This is a genomic window from uncultured Schumannella sp., from assembly GCF_905479755.1.
In the GTDB taxonomy this organism is placed as follows: Bacteria; Actinomycetota; Actinomycetes; order Actinomycetales; family Microbacteriaceae; genus DCRR01.
The window spans coordinates 1-15352 of record NZ_CAJQNT010000012.1 but is presented as its reverse complement, the minus strand read 5'-3'; the positions used below and the strand labels follow the sequence as shown (position 1 = coordinate 15352).

The 15352-nt window shown below is 69.4% G+C and carries 19 protein-coding genes; 16 read left to right on the top strand and 3 right to left on the bottom strand.

Annotation, left to right across the window (positions count from 1 at the left end):
- The first annotated feature begins 31 nt into the window (after positions 1-31).
- The 9 genes from pgsA (at position 32) to dapF (ending at position 7420) form a co-directional block, all read left to right on the top strand.
- The gene (gene pgsA, locus QZ258_RS04125) at positions 32-628 is read left to right on the top strand and encodes a CDP-diacylglycerol--glycerol-3-phosphate 3-phosphatidyltransferase (protein ID WP_294179292.1); all 597 of its coding nucleotides are present in this window, start codon (positions 32-34) and stop codon (positions 626-628) included.
- A complete protein-coding gene (locus QZ258_RS04120; RefSeq protein ID WP_363181992.1) occupies positions 615-1121 on the top strand; it encodes a nicotinamide-nucleotide amidohydrolase family protein in 507 nt (168 codons plus the stop codon). The genes pgsA and QZ258_RS04120 overlap by 14 nt, the downstream gene beginning before the upstream one ends.
- A gap of 124 nt (positions 1122-1245) precedes the next feature.
- The gene (locus tag QZ258_RS04115) at positions 1246-1563 is read left to right on the top strand and encodes a helix-turn-helix domain-containing protein (RefSeq protein ID WP_294179275.1); all 318 of its coding nucleotides are present in this window, start codon (positions 1246-1248) and stop codon (positions 1561-1563) included.
- A 112-nt stretch (positions 1564-1675) separates the two neighbouring features.
- Entirely contained in the window at positions 1676-1900 is a 225-nt protein-coding gene (locus QZ258_RS04110; protein WP_294179274.1) for a DUF3046 domain-containing protein, read from the top strand.
- 309 nt (positions 1901-2209) lie between these two features.
- Complete coding sequence (gene recA / locus QZ258_RS04105) at positions 2210-3349, top strand: recombinase RecA (protein ID WP_294179273.1); 1140 nt, start codon at positions 2210-2212, stop codon at positions 3347-3349.
- 33 nt (positions 3350-3382) lie between these two features.
- Positions 3383-4018 (top strand): regulatory protein RecX, encoded by a 636-nt coding sequence (locus QZ258_RS04100; RefSeq protein WP_294179272.1) that lies wholly within the window; start codon positions 3383-3385, stop codon positions 4016-4018.
- Between the two features lie 38 nt (positions 4019-4056).
- Positions 4057-5592, top strand: coding sequence for a tRNA (N6-isopentenyl adenosine(37)-C2)-methylthiotransferase MiaB (gene miaB, locus QZ258_RS04095; protein ID WP_294179271.1), 1536 nt, complete (start codon positions 4057-4059; stop codon positions 5590-5592).
- Positions 5593-5608: 16 nt separating this feature from the next.
- The gene (gene miaA, locus QZ258_RS04090; RefSeq protein WP_294179270.1) at positions 5609-6535 is read left to right on the top strand and encodes a tRNA (adenosine(37)-N6)-dimethylallyltransferase MiaA; all 927 of its coding nucleotides are present in this window, start codon (positions 5609-5611) and stop codon (positions 6533-6535) included.
- A 9-nt stretch (positions 6536-6544) separates the two neighbouring features.
- Positions 6545-7420, top strand: coding sequence for a diaminopimelate epimerase (gene dapF, locus QZ258_RS04085; protein ID WP_294179269.1), 876 nt, complete (start codon positions 6545-6547; stop codon positions 7418-7420).
- Here dapF and QZ258_RS04080 read toward each other — a convergent pair.
- Positions 7417-8076: a class I SAM-dependent methyltransferase gene (locus QZ258_RS04080; RefSeq protein WP_294179268.1), complete on the bottom strand. Its 660-nt coding sequence runs from the start codon at positions 8074-8076 to the stop codon at positions 7417-7419. The genes dapF and QZ258_RS04080 overlap by 4 nt on opposite strands.
- 42 nt (positions 8077-8118) lie before the next feature.
- Between QZ258_RS04080 and hflX the strand changes: the two genes are divergently transcribed.
- Positions 8119-9654 (top strand): GTPase HflX, encoded by a 1536-nt coding sequence (gene hflX / locus QZ258_RS04075; protein ID WP_294179267.1) that lies wholly within the window; start codon positions 8119-8121, stop codon positions 9652-9654.
- Here hflX and lexA read toward each other — a convergent pair.
- Entirely contained in the window at positions 9651-10328 is a 678-nt protein-coding gene (gene lexA / locus QZ258_RS04070; RefSeq protein WP_294179266.1) for a transcriptional repressor LexA, read from the bottom strand. The genes hflX and lexA overlap by 4 nt on opposite strands.
- A 267-nt stretch (positions 10329-10595) precedes the next feature.
- On the opposite strand from lexA, the gene QZ258_RS04065 reads away from it, so the two are divergent.
- The 6 genes from QZ258_RS04065 (at position 10596) to QZ258_RS04040 (ending at position 15017) form a co-directional block, all read left to right on the top strand.
- Entirely contained in the window at positions 10596-10943 is a 348-nt protein-coding gene (locus QZ258_RS04065; RefSeq protein WP_294179265.1) for a LysM peptidoglycan-binding domain-containing protein, read from the top strand.
- 103 nt (positions 10944-11046) lie between these two features.
- Positions 11047-12135, top strand: a complete 1089-nt coding sequence (locus QZ258_RS04060) for a histidinol-phosphate transaminase (RefSeq protein WP_294179264.1) — start codon at positions 11047-11049, stop codon at positions 12133-12135.
- A gap of 10 nt (positions 12136-12145) precedes the next feature.
- Positions 12146-12751, top strand: coding sequence for an imidazoleglycerol-phosphate dehydratase HisB (hisB, locus tag QZ258_RS04055; protein WP_294179263.1), 606 nt, complete (start codon positions 12146-12148; stop codon positions 12749-12751).
- A 16-nt stretch (positions 12752-12767) separates the two neighbouring features.
- Entirely contained in the window at positions 12768-13403 is a 636-nt protein-coding gene (gene hisH, locus QZ258_RS04050; RefSeq protein WP_294179262.1) for an imidazole glycerol phosphate synthase subunit HisH, read from the top strand.
- A gap of 89 nt (positions 13404-13492) precedes the next feature.
- The gene (gene priA, locus QZ258_RS04045) at positions 13493-14242 is read left to right on the top strand and encodes a bifunctional 1-(5-phosphoribosyl)-5-((5-phosphoribosylamino)methylideneamino)imidazole-4-carboxamide isomerase/phosphoribosylanthranilate isomerase PriA (RefSeq protein WP_294179261.1); all 750 of its coding nucleotides are present in this window, start codon (positions 13493-13495) and stop codon (positions 14240-14242) included.
- A gap of 16 nt (positions 14243-14258) precedes the next feature.
- On the top strand, positions 14259-15017 hold the full coding sequence (locus tag QZ258_RS04040) for an SseB family protein (RefSeq protein WP_294179260.1): 759 nt from the start codon (positions 14259-14261) through the stop codon (positions 15015-15017).
- On the opposite strand, the gene QZ258_RS04035 is transcribed toward QZ258_RS04040, so the two are convergent.
- Positions 15010-15351, bottom strand: a complete 342-nt coding sequence (locus QZ258_RS04035; protein WP_294179259.1) for a DUF1844 domain-containing protein — start codon at positions 15349-15351, stop codon at positions 15010-15012. The genes QZ258_RS04040 and QZ258_RS04035 overlap by 8 nt on opposite strands.
- Between the last annotated feature and the right edge of the window lies 1 nt (position 15352).

Below are 15352 nucleotides of genomic sequence, written 5' to 3'. Positions count from 1 at the left end.
CCCCGAGTCGCCCGCGAAGCGACCCAATCCGATGCGCGGCCGCGTGGCCCGCCACGGCGACACGCCCGCGAGCATGGGAAACCTCGCCAACATCATCACGGTCGTGCGCATCCTGCTCACGCCGGTCTTTCTCTGGCTGCTGTTCCTCGACGGCGGCGAGCACGGACAGTGGCGTCTGATCGCCGGCATCATGTTCGTCGTCCTGATCGCGACCGATTCGGTTGACGGGATGCTCGCGCGGCGCCAGAACCTGGTCACCGACTTCGGCAAGCTCGTCGACCCGATCGCCGACAAGGGTCTCGTGCTGAGCGGACTCGTCGCGCTGTCGCTGCTGGGCGAACTCTGGTGGTGGGTGACGATCGTCATCCTCGTGCGCGAACTCGGCATCACGGCGATGCGGTTCGCGCTGTTGCGAGACCGGGTGATCGCCGCCGGCTTCCTCGGCAAGCTCAAGACGGTCATTCAGGCGGTCGCGATCTCGTTCGCGCTCGTCCCCCTGTGGGAGTGGCTCGGGGAGTGGGTGTTCTGGGTCAACTGGACGCTCATGGCTGCGGCGCTCGTGCTCACCGTGGTGAGCGGCGTGCAGTACGTCTGGCAGGCGGTTCGCGTCGCCCGTGCTCACGGCTGAGGCGCGGATGCGCTCGCACGCCGCCGAGGTCGTCGAAGCTCTCACCCGGCGCGGCGAGACGATCGCGGTGGCGGAGTCGCTCACCGGCGGGCTCCTCGTCGCCGAACTGATCTCGGTGCCCGGGGCGTCGCTCGTGGTGCGCGGCGGCGTCGTGGCCTACGCGACCGAACTCAAGGCGCGGCTGCTCGGCGTCGATGCCGGCCTGCTGAAGCGTGTCGGCCCGGTCGACGCCGAGGTCGCTCGCCAGATGGCGCGCGGGGCGCGGGAGCGGCTGGGCCCCGATGGGGCACCCGCGTCGTTCGGGCTGGCGACGACGGGCGTTGCCGGTCCGGACTCGCAAGACGGGCATCCGCCGGGGGTCGCCTTCGTCGCGCTCGCCTCGGCGGACGGAGAGTCGATTCTGCCGGTGCGGCTCGCGGGAGATCGTGAGGCAATCCGCCGCGGCGTCGTCTCCGAATCCCTCGCACTACTGATTCGGGCACTCGCGGAATAGTGGGCGTTTCGATCACGTTACAGATGAAGCCGTCACAGCGATCCCGCAGGCGGTAGAGATTAGAGTTTTCGGTATTCGATGGGGTAGCGTGAGCAACCCCGCGGAACTGAGTGAGGAGGACACCATGGTTCTGGTCCGTCAGGAAATCGGCGATGTTCTCCGTGACTACCGTCTGCAGAAGGCGATGACGCTGCGTCAGGTGGCGGGCCGCGCGAGCGTGGCGCTGGGTTACCTCAGCGAGGTCGAGCGCGGTCAGAAAGAGGCCAGCTCCGAGATCCTCGCCTCCGTCGCCGAGGCACTCGAGACCCCGATCTCGGTCATCATGCGTGAGGTGGGCGACCGCCTGGCCGTGATCGAAGGCGTCGAGACGGGCTCGGTCGTTCCCGACACGCTCCCCGATGACCTGGTCGCCGAGTTCGACGCGGACCTCGCGGTCCGGTAGTCGTCCCCGAGACATGCAAAGCCCCGACCCCGGTCGGGGCTTTGTCGTTCCGTAGTCTGGTCGTTCCGGGATGCGGTCACCCGGCCGCCCGGTCGCGACATCGAGGAGAGTCATGAAGCTCAGCGAGTTCGAGCGCGCGCTCGAGGGGGAGTTCGGCGCCTTCGGGCGCGTGCTCCTGCGCGAGACGACGCTCGTCGAGCTGGGCAATCGCACCGGGGCCGAGGCGCTGTCGCGTGGGGTGGCGCCGCGGGAGGTCTGGATCGCGCTGTGTCGTGAGCAGGAGGTTCCTCGCGACCGCTGGCACGGGGCCGGACGCCCGGCTCCGCCGCGCGGCTGACCTCGCCTGCCGTTCGTCGAGGAGTTCGCCGCCGACGACACGCCGCGCGCCCGGGTCTCGAACATTCATTCGATCCGAGATAGTCTCCTCACCAGAGTCGTTCGAAGACGAGTTGTGAACGCTGAGCGCCGCGCCTGAGCCCCAATGTCGGTGCCGGAGCGTAGCGTCAACCTCGTTAGAGAGCACTCTGACAGCCCTGTCGGAAGGGCGGAGTCCTGGCACCATCGGACCCCGCAGGAACGACAGTCGATGGGCGCATCACCCCGCGACACCGTGAGACGGCGTCGCCGAACTGAAGGAGAACAGATCATGCCCTCACCCGCAGACCGCGAGAAGGCCCTCGAGACCGCACTCGCACAAATCGATCGTCAGTTCGGCAAGGGAACGGTGATGCGTCTCGGCAGCGATGAGCGCGCCCCGGTTGCCGTGATCCCCACCGGATCGATCGCGCTTGACGTTGCGCTCGGCATCGGAGGACTCCCGCGCGGCCGCATCGTCGAGATCTACGGTCCGGAGTCCTCGGGTAAGACCACGCTCACGCTGCACGCGATCGCCAACGCCCAGCGCGACGGCGGCATCGCGGCGTTCATCGACGCCGAGCACGCGCTCGACCCCGAGTACGCCGCCAAGCTCGGCGTCGACATCGATGCCCTCCTGGTCTCGCAGCCCGACACGGGTGAGCAGGCCCTCGAGATCGCCGACATGCTCGTGCGCTCGGGATCGATCGACCTGATCGTCATCGACTCGGTGGCGGCGCTCGTGCCGCGAGCCGAGATCGAGGGCGAGATGGGCGACAGCCACGTCGGTCTTCAGGCGCGCTTGATGTCGCAGGCCTTGCGCAAGCTCACCGGTGGTCTCAACCAGACGCAGACCACGATGATCTTCATCAACCAGCTGCGCGAGAAGATCGGCGTCTTCTTCGGAAGCCCCGAGACCACGGCCGGCGGCAAGGCGCTCAAGTTCTACGCCTCCGTGCGGCTCGACATCCGACGGATCGAGACCCTCAAGGACGGCACCGACGCGGTCGGAAACCGGACGCGCGTCAAGGTCGTCAAGAACAAGATGGCGCCGCCCTTCAAGCAGGCCGAGTTCGACATCCTCTACGGGGTCGGCATTTCACGCGAGGGAAGCCTGATCGACTACGGCGTGGAGCACTCGATCGTTCGGAAGTCCGGCGCCTGGTACACCTACGACGGTGATCAGCTCGGCCAGGGCAAAGAGAACGCGCGCAACTTCCTGCTGCAGAACCCGGCGATGGCGAACGAGATCGAGTCGAAGATCCTCAGCAAGCTCGGCATCGGCGCGCTCGGCAAGGCAGCCGCCGCCGCGGCCATGGCCGAGGCGGCGGAGGCTGCCGAGTCGGCCGCGACCAAGCCGGGCAAGGCGGGGGCAGCGGCGAACGCCGCGAGCGCCGAACCGGCCCCGCTCGCGAAGGTGGCGAACGCGTAGTCTCGCTGGCCGACGACGCAGACGGAGAAGCTGATGACGAATTCCGAAGAGCGGCTCGCCCCGGTCACCTACCTGCCCGGGGCGCGGCCGCCGGAGGAGGCGCCGGCGGCGGCCCCGTCCCGCGACGACGAGCCGGTCACCCTCCGCGAGGTCGTGGCGGAGGCCGTGGAACGCGACACCGAGCGCACCCGGCGGCGCGCCGAGAACGTGGCGCTGCACGCCCTCACCCGCCGGGGGATGTCCCGGCGCGAGGTCGAGCGCACGCTCCGGGCCCGCGAGCTCGACGAGCAGACGATCGAGGAGGAGCTCGAACGGCTCGAGAGCGTCGGGCTGATCGACGACACGGCGCTCGCTCAAGACCTCGTCGGCCGACTGCAAGAGCGCAAAGGGCTCGGGCGTCAGGCGGTTGCGGCGGAGCTCACACGACGGCTGCTCTCGCCCGCCGCGATCGAGTACGCGCTCGAACTCGTCGAGGGCAGTGACGAACTGGCGCGCGCCAAAGAGCTCGCCGAGACGCGCGCCCGACAGCTGCAGAGCTACGACCGCGAGACCGCCGTGCGGCGCCTCAGCGGCTACCTGGCGCGCCGCGGCTACGACGGCAGCACCGTCCGTGCCGCGGTCGCGCACGCGCTCCCCGAGCGCACGGCGAGCTCGGTGCGGTTCCGCTGAGCGGGCCCGCAGCGGGCCCTGCGTAAACTGGGGGCATCATGACTCTTCTTGATGCGCAGCCCACCGACGCGACCGCGTCGGCCCGTACCTACGAGGTGCGCACCTTCGGCTGCCAGATGAACGTGCACGACTCCGAGCGGTTGCGTGGATCTCTGGAGGCCGCGGGTTATGTGCGCGCCGACGGCGCCCCCGCGGACGTCGTCGTGATCAACACCTGTGCGGTGCGCGAGAACGCCGACAACAAGCTCTACGGCACCCTCGGACACCTCGCGTCGACGAAGCGCGAGCGCGCGGGCATGCAGATCGCCGTGGGCGGGTGCCTCGCCCAAAAAGACAAGAACGTCATCCTCGACAAGGCCCCCTGGGTCGACGTCGTTTTCGGCACGCACAACATGGGCTCGCTCCCGACGCTGCTCGAGCGTGCGCGCCACAACGGTGAAGCCCAGCTCGAGATCCTCGAGTCGCTCGAGGTGTTCCCCTCGACGCTGCCCACCCGCCGCGACTCCGTCTCCAGTGGCTGGGTGTCGATCTCGGTCGGCTGCAACAACACCTGCACCTTCTGCATCGTCCCGAGCCTCCGCGGCAAAGAGAAAGACCGTCGCCCGGGCGACATCCTCTCCGAGATCCAACTGCTCGTCGACGACGGCGCGATCGAAGTCACCCTGCTCGGGCAGAACGTCAACTCCTACGGCGTCGAGTTCGGCGACCGCCAGGCCTTCTCCAAGCTCCTTCGCGCCGCCGGCGAGATCGACGGGCTCGAGCGCATCCGCTTCACCAGCCCGCACCCCGCCGCCTTCACCGACGATGTGATCGACGCGATGGCCGAGACGCCGAACGTCATGCCGCAGTTGCACATGCCGCTGCAGTCCGGGTCGGATCGCATCCTGAAGGCGATGCGGCGCTCCTACCGCTCCGAACGCTTTCTGGGGATCCTCGACCGGGTGCGCGAGCGCATCCCGCACGCGGCGATCACGACCGACATCATCGTCGGGTTCCCCGGTGAGACCGAGGAGGACTTCGCCGAGACGCTGCGCGTCGTCGAAGCTTCCCGGTTTGCGAGCGCCTTCACCTTCCAGTACTCGATTCGCCCCGGCACGCCCGCCGCGACGATGCCCGACCAGGTGCCGAAGGCCGTCGTGCAGGAGCGCTACGAGCGTCTCGTGGCCCTGCAGGAGCGCATCTCCGGCGAGGAGAACCAGGCTCTCGTCGGGCGCGAGCTCGAGGTGCTCGTCGCGGCCGGAGAAGGCCGCCGCGATGCCGAGCGCGACCGACTGTCGGGCCGTGCCGAAGACAACCGGCTCGTGCACTTCGATGTCCCCGCCGGCAGCGAGATCCCGCGGCCCGGCGATGTCGTGCGTGTGACCGTCACCCGCAGCACCCCGCACTTCCTGCTCGCGGCCCCCGCGGGCGACCTGCTCGAGGTGCGCCGCACGCAAGCGGGCGACGCCTGGGATCGCTCCGAGGCCGAGAGCTGCGCCGTGCCCGCCGCTGCGGGTGCCGTGGCCGCGACCGAGCGCACCGTCAACCTCGGTCTCCCGAGCCTTCGGATCGGGCCCGGAACCGACACCCCGTGACTCGGCGACGTCGCGCATGATCGTCGCCATCGTCGGCCCCACCGGGACCGGCAAGTCCCAGCTGTCGCTCGATCTCGTCGAGCGACTGGATGCCGCGGGCCTGCCCGCCGAGATCATCAACGCGGATGCGATGCAGCTCTACCGCGGCATGGACATCGGCACCGCGAAACTCGGCATGGTCGCCCGCCGCGGGGTCCCGCACCATCTGCTGGATGTGCTCGAACCCCGCGAGGAAGCTAGCGTCGCCCGCTACCAGGTCGAGGCTCGCCAGCTCGTCGACGACATCACCGCACGCGGAGCCGTTCCGATCCTCGTCGGCGGCAGTGGGCTGTACGTCTCGAGCGTGATCTACGACTTCCAGTTCCCCGGCACCGATCCCGTCGTGCGCGCCCGGCTCGAGGAGGAGCTCGCGGCGGAAGGGCCCGGAATCCTGCACCGGCGGCTGCGCGAGGTGGATCCGGCCGCGGCCGACGGCATCGGCCCGCACAACGGCCGCCGACTCGTGCGGGCGCTCGAAGTGATCGAGATCACCGGAGGGCCGTTCGGCGCGGGGCTACCGAGCGAAACGCAGCTGTGGCACCCCACCGTGACACTCGGACTGCGTGATGAGCGTGCGGCGCTCGTCGAAAGGCTCGACCGGCGCGTCACCGGAATGTGGGCGGGCGGCCTCGTCTCCGAAGTCGAGCGTCTGCGGCCCGCCGGGCTGGGGGCGACAGCGAGCCGGGCGATCGGCTACGCGCAGGCCCTCGCGCAACTCGACGGCGACCTGACCGCCGAGGAGGCGATGGAGCAGACCGCCGCGCTGACGCGGCGCTACGCGCGGCGCCAGGTGAGCTGGTTCGGCCGGTATCGCGACACCCACTGGCTCGAGGCCCGCGACGTGAACCGCGTCGACACCGCGACCGATGTCGTGCGCGCGGCGCTGTCTGCGGCGCGCCGTTAGGCTCGACGCATGAGCATTCTCGCCTTCACCAAGGGGCACGGCACCGGCAACGACTTCGTCCTGTTCGCCGATCCCGACGGCGAACGCGCCCTCGATGAACGCGAACTCGCGGCGATCTCCGACCGGCACTTCGGGGTCGGGGCGGACGGCGTCATCCGCGCGGTCCGTTCGTCGCGACTGCCCGAGGGGGCCGCGACGCTCGACGAAGATCCCGCCGCCGAGTGGTTCATGGACTACCACAACGCCGACGGAAGCCCCGCGGAGATGTGCGGCAACGGCATCCGCGTCTACGGCGCGTTTTTGCTGGACCGCGGCCTGATCGACCTGGAGGTCGGCGAGACGATCACGATCGGCACGCGCGGCGGCGTCCGTCACCTGACGCGCACGGCCGACGGCTTCGAGGTCGACCTCGGGGCGTGGTTCGTGGCCGAGGGCGAAGTGCGGGTGGATGCAGACGGGCTCGACGTTCCGCGCCCCGGGCTCGCGATCGGTGTCGGCAACCCGCACGTCGTGGTGGCGCTGAGCGACGAGGCGGAACTCGACGGTCTGGAACTCGGACGCGCCCCCGAACTCGTCCCCGCCGCCCCCCAGGGCGCGAACGTCGAATTCGTCGTCCCGGCCGAGCCGCTCGTCGAGGCCGGCGTCGGCCGTATCCGCATGCGTGTTCACGAGCGCGGCAGCGGCGAGACCCTCTCCTGTGGCACGGGAGCGGCGGCAGCCGCGCTCGCGACGCGCCACTGGGCCGGGCAAGGGGCACCCGACACCTGGAGCGTCGCCGTTCCCGGCGGCGTCGTCGGGGTGCGGGTGTTCGAGGTCGCGGGAGAGTCGCATGTCGCGCTCAGCGGCCCGGCCGAACTCGTCTTCGACGGCGCGTTGGAGCTCTAGCCCGCCTCGGGGATGACCGAGATCGGCTCGGTGAGTCCCGAACCGGACCGGCGCCGAGCCCGCAGCACGCGGTAGCCCTTGTGGGTGGCGGCCCGGGTGACGGCGAGGTCGTCCGGGAACTCGGCCTGCAACCAGCGATGCAGGGAGTCCGAGCCGAGGTTCCGCTGCACGACCAGCCAGGCATCCGTGCCGACCTCGAGTCGCGGCAGCCACATCGAGAGCATCGAATGCAGTTCGTTCTTGCCGACGCGGATCGGCGGGTTCGACCAGATCGTCATGAAACGCACATCTGTGGGAACATGGTCGGGTGTACAGGCGGTGATGTTGTCCAGACCCAGGCGCGCGGCGTTCTGGCGCACGAGATCGAGCGCCCGCTGATTGACGTCGACGGCCCACACGGTGGCGTGGGGCGATTCGAGCGCGAGCGACAGAGCGATGGGTCCCCACCCGCACCCGAGATCGAGCAGGTTTCCGCCCGGCGGCGGCGCGGGAACATGCGACAACAAGACGCTCGTGCCGGCATCGAGGCGCTCCGGACTGAAGACCCCGGGCGCGGAGGTGAGGACACGGTCCTCGCCCGCGAGACGGACCGTGATCTCCCGCGGCACATATCCACTTCCGGGCTCCGACGAGAAGTAATGATCGGGCGGGGCCATGCAGAGAATCTACCGAACTACCGCACCAGAGGGTGAGAGTCCATGACTGAAGAAGACGACCGGATGCTGGATCGCGTCCTGGGGCGCGAGGACACGCGCGTCGACAAGGTTTCCGTGTTCGGGCGCGGTCGAGCGACGGCGCTCGGGGCGCACTCCGAAGAGTCCGAGCTCGACGGCGAGCAATTCGATCGCGAGGAGCGCGCGGCGCTACGCCGCGTCGCCGGGCTCTCGACCGAGCTCGAGGATGTCACCGAGGTCGAGTACCGCCAATTGCGCCTCGAGAACGTCGTGCTGATCGGGGTGTACTCGAGTTCGGGCAATGCCGCGCGTGCCCTGGAAGACGCCGAGAACTCGCTCCGCGAGCTCGCCGCTCTGGCGGAGACGGCAGGGGCCGTGGTGCTCGACGGACTGCTGCAGCGCCGCCCGCATCCCGATGCCTCGACCTACCTGGGTCGCGGCAAGGTGGAAGAGCTCCGCATGATCGTGGCGCACCTCGGTGCCGACACCGTGATCGCCGACACCGAACTCTCGCCGAGCCAGCGCCGCGCGCTGGAGGACCGGGTGAAGGTCAAGGTCATCGACCGCACGGCGGTCATCCTCGACATCTTCAGCCAGCACGCGAAGAGCCGTGAGGGCAAGGCCCAGGTCGAACTGGCGCAGCTCGAATACCTGCTGCCGCGCTTGCGCGGCTGGGGTGAGTCGATGTCGCGCCAGGCCGGTGGTCAGGTCGGTGGTGCGGGAGCCGGAATGGGAAGCCGCGGACCGGGTGAGACGAAGATCGAGCTCGACCGTCGGCGCATCCACACCCGGATGGCGAAGCTCCGTCGGCAGATCAAGGGGTTCGCCCCCGCGCGTGAGGCCAAGCGCGCCAACCGTGACCGCTTCGAGGTGCCGAGCGTCGCGATCGCCGGGTACACCAACGCGGGAAAGTCGAGCCTGCTCAACCGGCTCACGCGCGCGGGTGTGCTGGTCGAGAACGCGCTGTTTGCGACCCTGGACCCGACGGTGCGCCGCAGCCAGACGCCCGACGGACGCCAGTTCACCCTCGCCGACACGGTCGGGTTCGTGCGCCACCTGCCGCATCAGTTGGTGGAGGCGTTCCGGTCGACGCTCGAGGAGGTCGGCAACTCCGATGTCATCGTGCATGTGGTGGATGCCTCGCATCCCGACCCGGCGGCGCAGCTCGCGACAGTGCGCGATGTGATCGGCGACGTCGGAGCGCGCGATCTTCCGGAGATCGTCGCCTTCAACAAGGCGGATCTGGTCGACGAGAACGAGCGGATCCTGCTGCGCGGATTGGAGCCGGATGCCGTGTTCGTCTCGGCGCGCACGGGGGAGGGCGTCGAGGCGCTGCGTGAGCGGATCGCCGAGTTGCTGCCGCATCCGGATGTCGAGCTCGAACTGCTCGTGCCCTACGACCGCGGCGATGTGGTGTCGCTCGCGCACCAGCGGGCGCGCGTGATCGACACCGCGTACGAGGAGGCGGGAACACGGCTGTCGCTGCTGGCGACCGCGCGCGTGGCCGAGGAGTTGCGCGCCGCCGTCGCCGAGGCTGGCGCGGCGGGGGAGACGGTCTAGACCGAGCGCAGCACGGCGACGACCTTGCCGAGCACCTCGGCCTCGTCGCCGAGGATCGGCTCGAAGGCGGAGTTGCGCGGCAGCAGCCAGGTGTGGCCGTCGCGCTGACGGAACACCTTGACGGTGGCCTCGCCGTCGAGCATCGCGGCCACGATCTCGCCGTTCTCGGCCTCACGCTGCTGACGCACGACGACCCAGTCGCCGTCGCAGATCGCGGCGTCGATCATCGACTCGCCGACCACCTTGAGCATGAAGAGGTCGCCCTTGCCGACCAATTGGCGCGGGAGCGGGAATACCTCGTCGACCTGCTGGTCGGCCGTGATCGGGATGCCGGCGGCGATCCGGCCGACCAGCGGAACCATCGCCGCATCGCCGACGGGGATCGTCGTCTCGGCTTGTTCGCTGCCGGGCAGATCGATGAGGACCTCGAGTGCGCGCGGCCGGTTGGGGTCACGGCGGAGGTACCCGCTCAGTTCGAGCTGGCCGAGTTGATGCGTGACGCTCGAGAGGGAGGCGAGTCCGACCGCGTCGCCGATCTCGCGCATGCTCGGCGGATAGCCGCGTGATGCCACGGAGCGCTGCACGAATTCCAGAATCGCGCGCTGCTTGTCGCTCAGGCTGGTGCGCCGGCGGGTGCCCGGGCGACCGTTCTCGGTCGAATCGATCTCGCTCATCGCGTCCTCCTGAAGGCGTTGTCGGTCGAGGCGAAGCCAATGTCGGTGGTCTCTGGTCGAATCACCTCAACGATCGAAACTGTATCCGTTCCGACCCGCCCGGGCAAACAAGTGTTCGAGTGTGTCGCGGAAAAGTTGCGAAAAAACCCCGATCAAGACTTGAACATATGTTCGATCGAAGATATGTTCGGAACACAGCTTCGGATCCGGTCGCCCGGCCGTGACCGGATCCGAGCTGTCCAATCTCTCGAGAGCGAGGAACGACAGATGAGCACCATGGTGATGAATCCGACCGTCGTCGCACTGCCCCGGCTGCGGCTGACCGCGCGGGGGCGCGCCGTCTTCGGTACCCTCGCCGCGATCCCGCTCGTGCTGGTGGCGCTCGCCCTCGGAGTCGGTGCCCCGAGTGCCGACGCCGGTGCCACCGCGTCGCTCGATACCTTCAGCTACGTCTCGGTCGCGCCGGGGCAGTCGCTCTGGCAGGTCGCCGAGTCGCTCGCGCCCGGCGCTGACCCGCGTGACGTGATCGCCGAGATCGTCGCGCTCAATCAGCTCAGCTCGACCACGCTCGAACCGGGTCAGAAGCTCGCCATCCCGACCGCGTACGCACCCTGAGTCGACGGACCGTGAGTCGACGGGCCCTGAGTCGACGGGCCCTGAGTCGACGGGTCAGTCACGGCCCGATCTGAGCGCCCAACTCGCTCAGTAGACTCGGCGAGTGGTATCGCTCTCCGACCTTCCGATCCGTGACGACCTGCGTGGCCAGACCCCGTACGGGGCCCCGCAGCTGCACGTGCGCTACGCGCTCAACGTCAACGAGAACACGCACCCGATCCCCGAAGACACCGCGCGCCACATCGTGGAGTCGCTGGCGCGGGCGGTGCTGCAGATCAACCGCTACCCGGATCGCGAATTCACGGCGCTCCGTGACGCACTCGCGAACTACCTCGGTCACGACCTGCAGCCCGAGCACATCTGGGCCGGCAACGGATCCAACGAGATCATCCAGCAGACCCTGCAGGCCTTCGGCGGCCCGGGGCGCAAGGTGCTCGCCTTCCCGCCCACCTACTCGATGCACGCGATCATCGCGCACGGTTCGGGAACCGAGTGGGTCGAGGCCGAGCGTGATGCCGACTTCGAGATCTCACCCGCGACCGCCGTCGCCGCGATCGAGCGCGAGAAGCCCGATCTCGTGTTCTTCTGTGCCCCCAACAACCCGACCGGGACGCCCGTCTCGCTCGAGACGATCGAGGCCGCCTACGAGGCGACCGACGGCATCGTCTTCGTCGACGAGGCGTACGCCGAGTTCATGCCCGAAGGGCAGCCGAGTGCGTTGACGCTGCTCGAGGGCCGCGCGCGATTGCTGATCTCGCGCACGATGAGCAAGGCCTTCGCCTTCGCCGGCGCGCGCCTGGGCTATCTCGCCGCCGATCCGGCGGTGGTCGACGCATTCCGCCTCGTGCGGCTCCCGTACCACCTGTCCGCGCTGACGCAGGCGGCGGCGGTCGCGGCGCTCGAGCACGCGCCCGCGATGCTGGCGATGGTCGACGACATCCGCGCTCAGCGCGACCGCCTGCTCGACGAGTTGCCGAAACTCGGCTACCGGCCGTACACGAGCTGGGCGAACTTCGTGCTGTTCGAGGGGCTCGACTCCCCGAAGGCGACCTTCGAAGCGCTGCTCGAGCGCGACATCCTGGTTCGGGATGTCGGCATTCCGGGTGCGCTGCGCGTTACGGCGGGAACGCGGGCCGAGACCAGCGCCTTCCTGGCCGCGCTCGCCGAGCTCGGACCGGGCGGCGCTCGATAGACTCGCAGGCATGAGCACATCCCGCGTCGCGAGCCTGCGCCGTCAGACGAGCGAATCGAGCATCGAGCTCGAACTCAACCTCGACGGCACCGGCACGGCCGACATCTCCACGACGGTTCCGTTCTTCGATCACCTGCTCACGGCGTTCACCAAGCATTCGCTCATCGACCTCACGGTTCGCGCGCACGGCGACACCGAGATCGACGTGCACCACACCGTCGAGGACACCGGCATCGTGCTGGGGCAGGCGATCAAGCAGGCCCTCGGAGACAAGGCCGGGATCGGCCGCTACGGCGACGCCCACGTGCCCCTCGATGAAGCGCTCGCGCGCGCCGTCGTGGATGTCTCCGGGCGTCCGTACCTGGTGCACTCCGGCGAGCCCGAGGGTTTCGAATTCCACCTGATCGGCGGCCACTTCACGGGGTCGATGGTGCGTCACGTTCTGGAAGCGATCACCTTCCACGCGGGGCTCACGGTGCACCTGACCGTGCTCGCGGGGCGCGATCCGCATCACATCGCCGAGGCCGAGTTCAAGGCGCTCGCCCGGGCGTTCCGCCGCGCCGTCGAACCCGACGCGCGCGTCAGCGGCGTGCCGTCGACGAAGGGCTCGCTGTGACCGTGGAGCGTCGTTCGTGACGGCATCCCCCTCGGTCGTGGTTCTGGACTACGGCTCCGGCAATGTGCACTCCGCGGCGAAGGCCCTGGAGTTGGCGGGTGCTCGCGTCGAACTCACGGCCGATCGCGACAAGGTCGCTGCGGCCGACGGACTTCTGGTGCCCGGGGTCGGTGCGTTCGCCGCCGTCATGGCCGGGCTCGAGAGCGTGCGCGGGGCCGAGCTGATCGAACGTCGACTCGCGGGCGGGCGACCGGTGCTCGGAATCTGCGTCGGCATGCAGGTGATGTTCGAGCGCGGCATCGAACGCGGCACCGACGTCGAGGGCCTGGGGGAGTGGCCCGGCACGGTCGAGGAACTGCACGCCCCCGTGCTGCCGCACATCGGGTGGAACACGATCGATGCCCCCGCGGACTCGCGGCTGTTCGAGGGGATCCGCGACGAGCGCTTCTACTTCGTGCACTCCTACGCGGCGCGCGACTGGACGCTCGACGCGGCCGGCGCGTTCGCACCGCCGCGGGTGACCTGGGCCGAGCACGGCGAGCGTTTCGTCGCGGCCGTCGAGAACGGTCCGCTCGCGGCGACGCAGTTCCACCCCGAGAAGTCCGGGGCCGCGGGCATCGCGCTGCTTGAGAACTGGTTGCGCGGGCTCTGAGCGCGCGGGCGGCGGTCACGACGCCCACAAAACCGCGCTACGATCTGAATCTTGTTTGCGGGATGCGACCTCCCCGCGGGAAGACCGAGATGAGCGAATTCAACATCGCCCCTGCCCTGACCCTGTTGCCCGCCGTTGACGTCGCGGGCGGCAAGGCCGTTCGACTGACGCAGGGCGAGGCCGGTTCCGAGACCAGCTACGGCGATCCGGTCGACGCGGCGCATCAGTGGGCCGACGACGGTGCCGAGTGGATTCACCTTGTGGACCTCGATGCGGCCTTCGGACGCGGCAACAATCGCGCGGTGATCAAGAAGGTCATCAAGAACACCCCCAAGCACGTCAATATCGAACTGTCCGGCGGAATCCGCGACGACGAAACGCTCGAGGCGGCGCTCGCGACGGGTGCCAAGCGCATCAACCTCGGCACGGCGGCGCTCGAGAACCCCGAGTGGGCCTCGTACGTCATCGGCGCCTACGGCGAAGCGATCGCGGTGGGCCTCGACGTGCGCGGCACCACCCTCGCTGCCCGCGGCTGGACGCAGGAGGGCGGCGACCTCTGGCACGTCATGGAGCGGCTCGAGGCGGCCGGCTGCGCCCGCTACGTCGTGACCGATGTCACGAAGGACGGCACCCTCAAGGGGCCGAACATCGACTTGCTGCGCCAGGTCATGGAGAAGACGCACAAGCCGGTGATCGCCTCCGGCGGGATCGCCAACCTCGACGACATCGCGGCGTTGCGCGAGCTCGTGCCGCTCGGTCTCGAGGGTGCGATCATCGGCAAGGCCCTGTACTCGGGCGCGTTCACGCTGCCCGAGGCGCTCGACGTCGCCGGCGGCTGAACGAGAACGTGAGTTCGTGACCGGCGCCACCGACTCGGCGGGCGTTCCCTGGGCGGGGCGTTCGTTTCCGGAACATGCGCAAAGCGACGACGACGGCTCGCCAGACCCGCGTCTCGTCGCGGCCGTCGCGGCGTTTCGCGCGCGCGAACTCGAACTCCCGGCACTCGTCGCGGTGCTCCACCATGTGCGTCTGCTGGTTCCGCTGATCGCGGTGCGCGGTGACGAGGGCGTCGGCGCGCACGGTCAGCTGGTCGACAAGACCCAAGAGCTCTCGATCGTCACCGTCGAGGGCCCCGACGGTCGCGCGGTGCTCCCCGCGTTCAGCGGGGTCGAGGCGATGCGCCGCTGGAATCCCGAGGCGCGCCCGATCCCGATCCAGGCGCCGCGCGTCGCAATCGCCGCGGCGTCCGAGAACACCGAGCTGATCGCCGTCGACCCCGCGAGCGACGCCGGCTTCGTGCTGCGTCGCCCCGCGTTCCGGGCCCTGGCGACCGGTGAGGACTGGACGCCGTCCTACGCCGACACCGAGGTGCTGCGCGTGCTGCGCGCCGCGGTCGAGAGCGAGACGGCGGTGTCCGGGCTCGATGTGGTTGCGGGCGACCCCGAGGCACGACTGTCGGGCCCCGAACTCCAGATCCGGCTCGCGGTCGCGCCGGGACTCGGCGAGACGGAACTCGAGTCGCTCGTGGCGCGGGTGGCCGAGCGCTGGGCGACCGAGTCGATCATCGCCGAACGCGTTGACTCGCTCGGGGTGGCGATCCGTCCGGCTAGTTGACCGGTCCGGTCCACTTCTCACCCGGGCCCTTGCCGATCTCGTCGGGGATGGCGGAGGCCTCACGGAAGGCCAGCTGCACCGAGCGCAGGCCGTCGCGCAGCGCACGCGCGTGGTGGTCGCCGAGGTGCGGCGCGGAGGCGGTCACGAGTCCCGCGAGCGCGTCGATCAATTTGCGCGCCTCGTCGAGGTCGGTGGCCGCATCCGGGTCATCCGCGAGCCCGGTCTTGACCGCCGCAGCGCTGAGAAGATGCACGGCGACGGTGTTGATCACCTCGACCGCCGGAACGTCCGCGATGTCGCGAATCTCGTCGTCGTAGCCCTGCTCTTCGCTCACG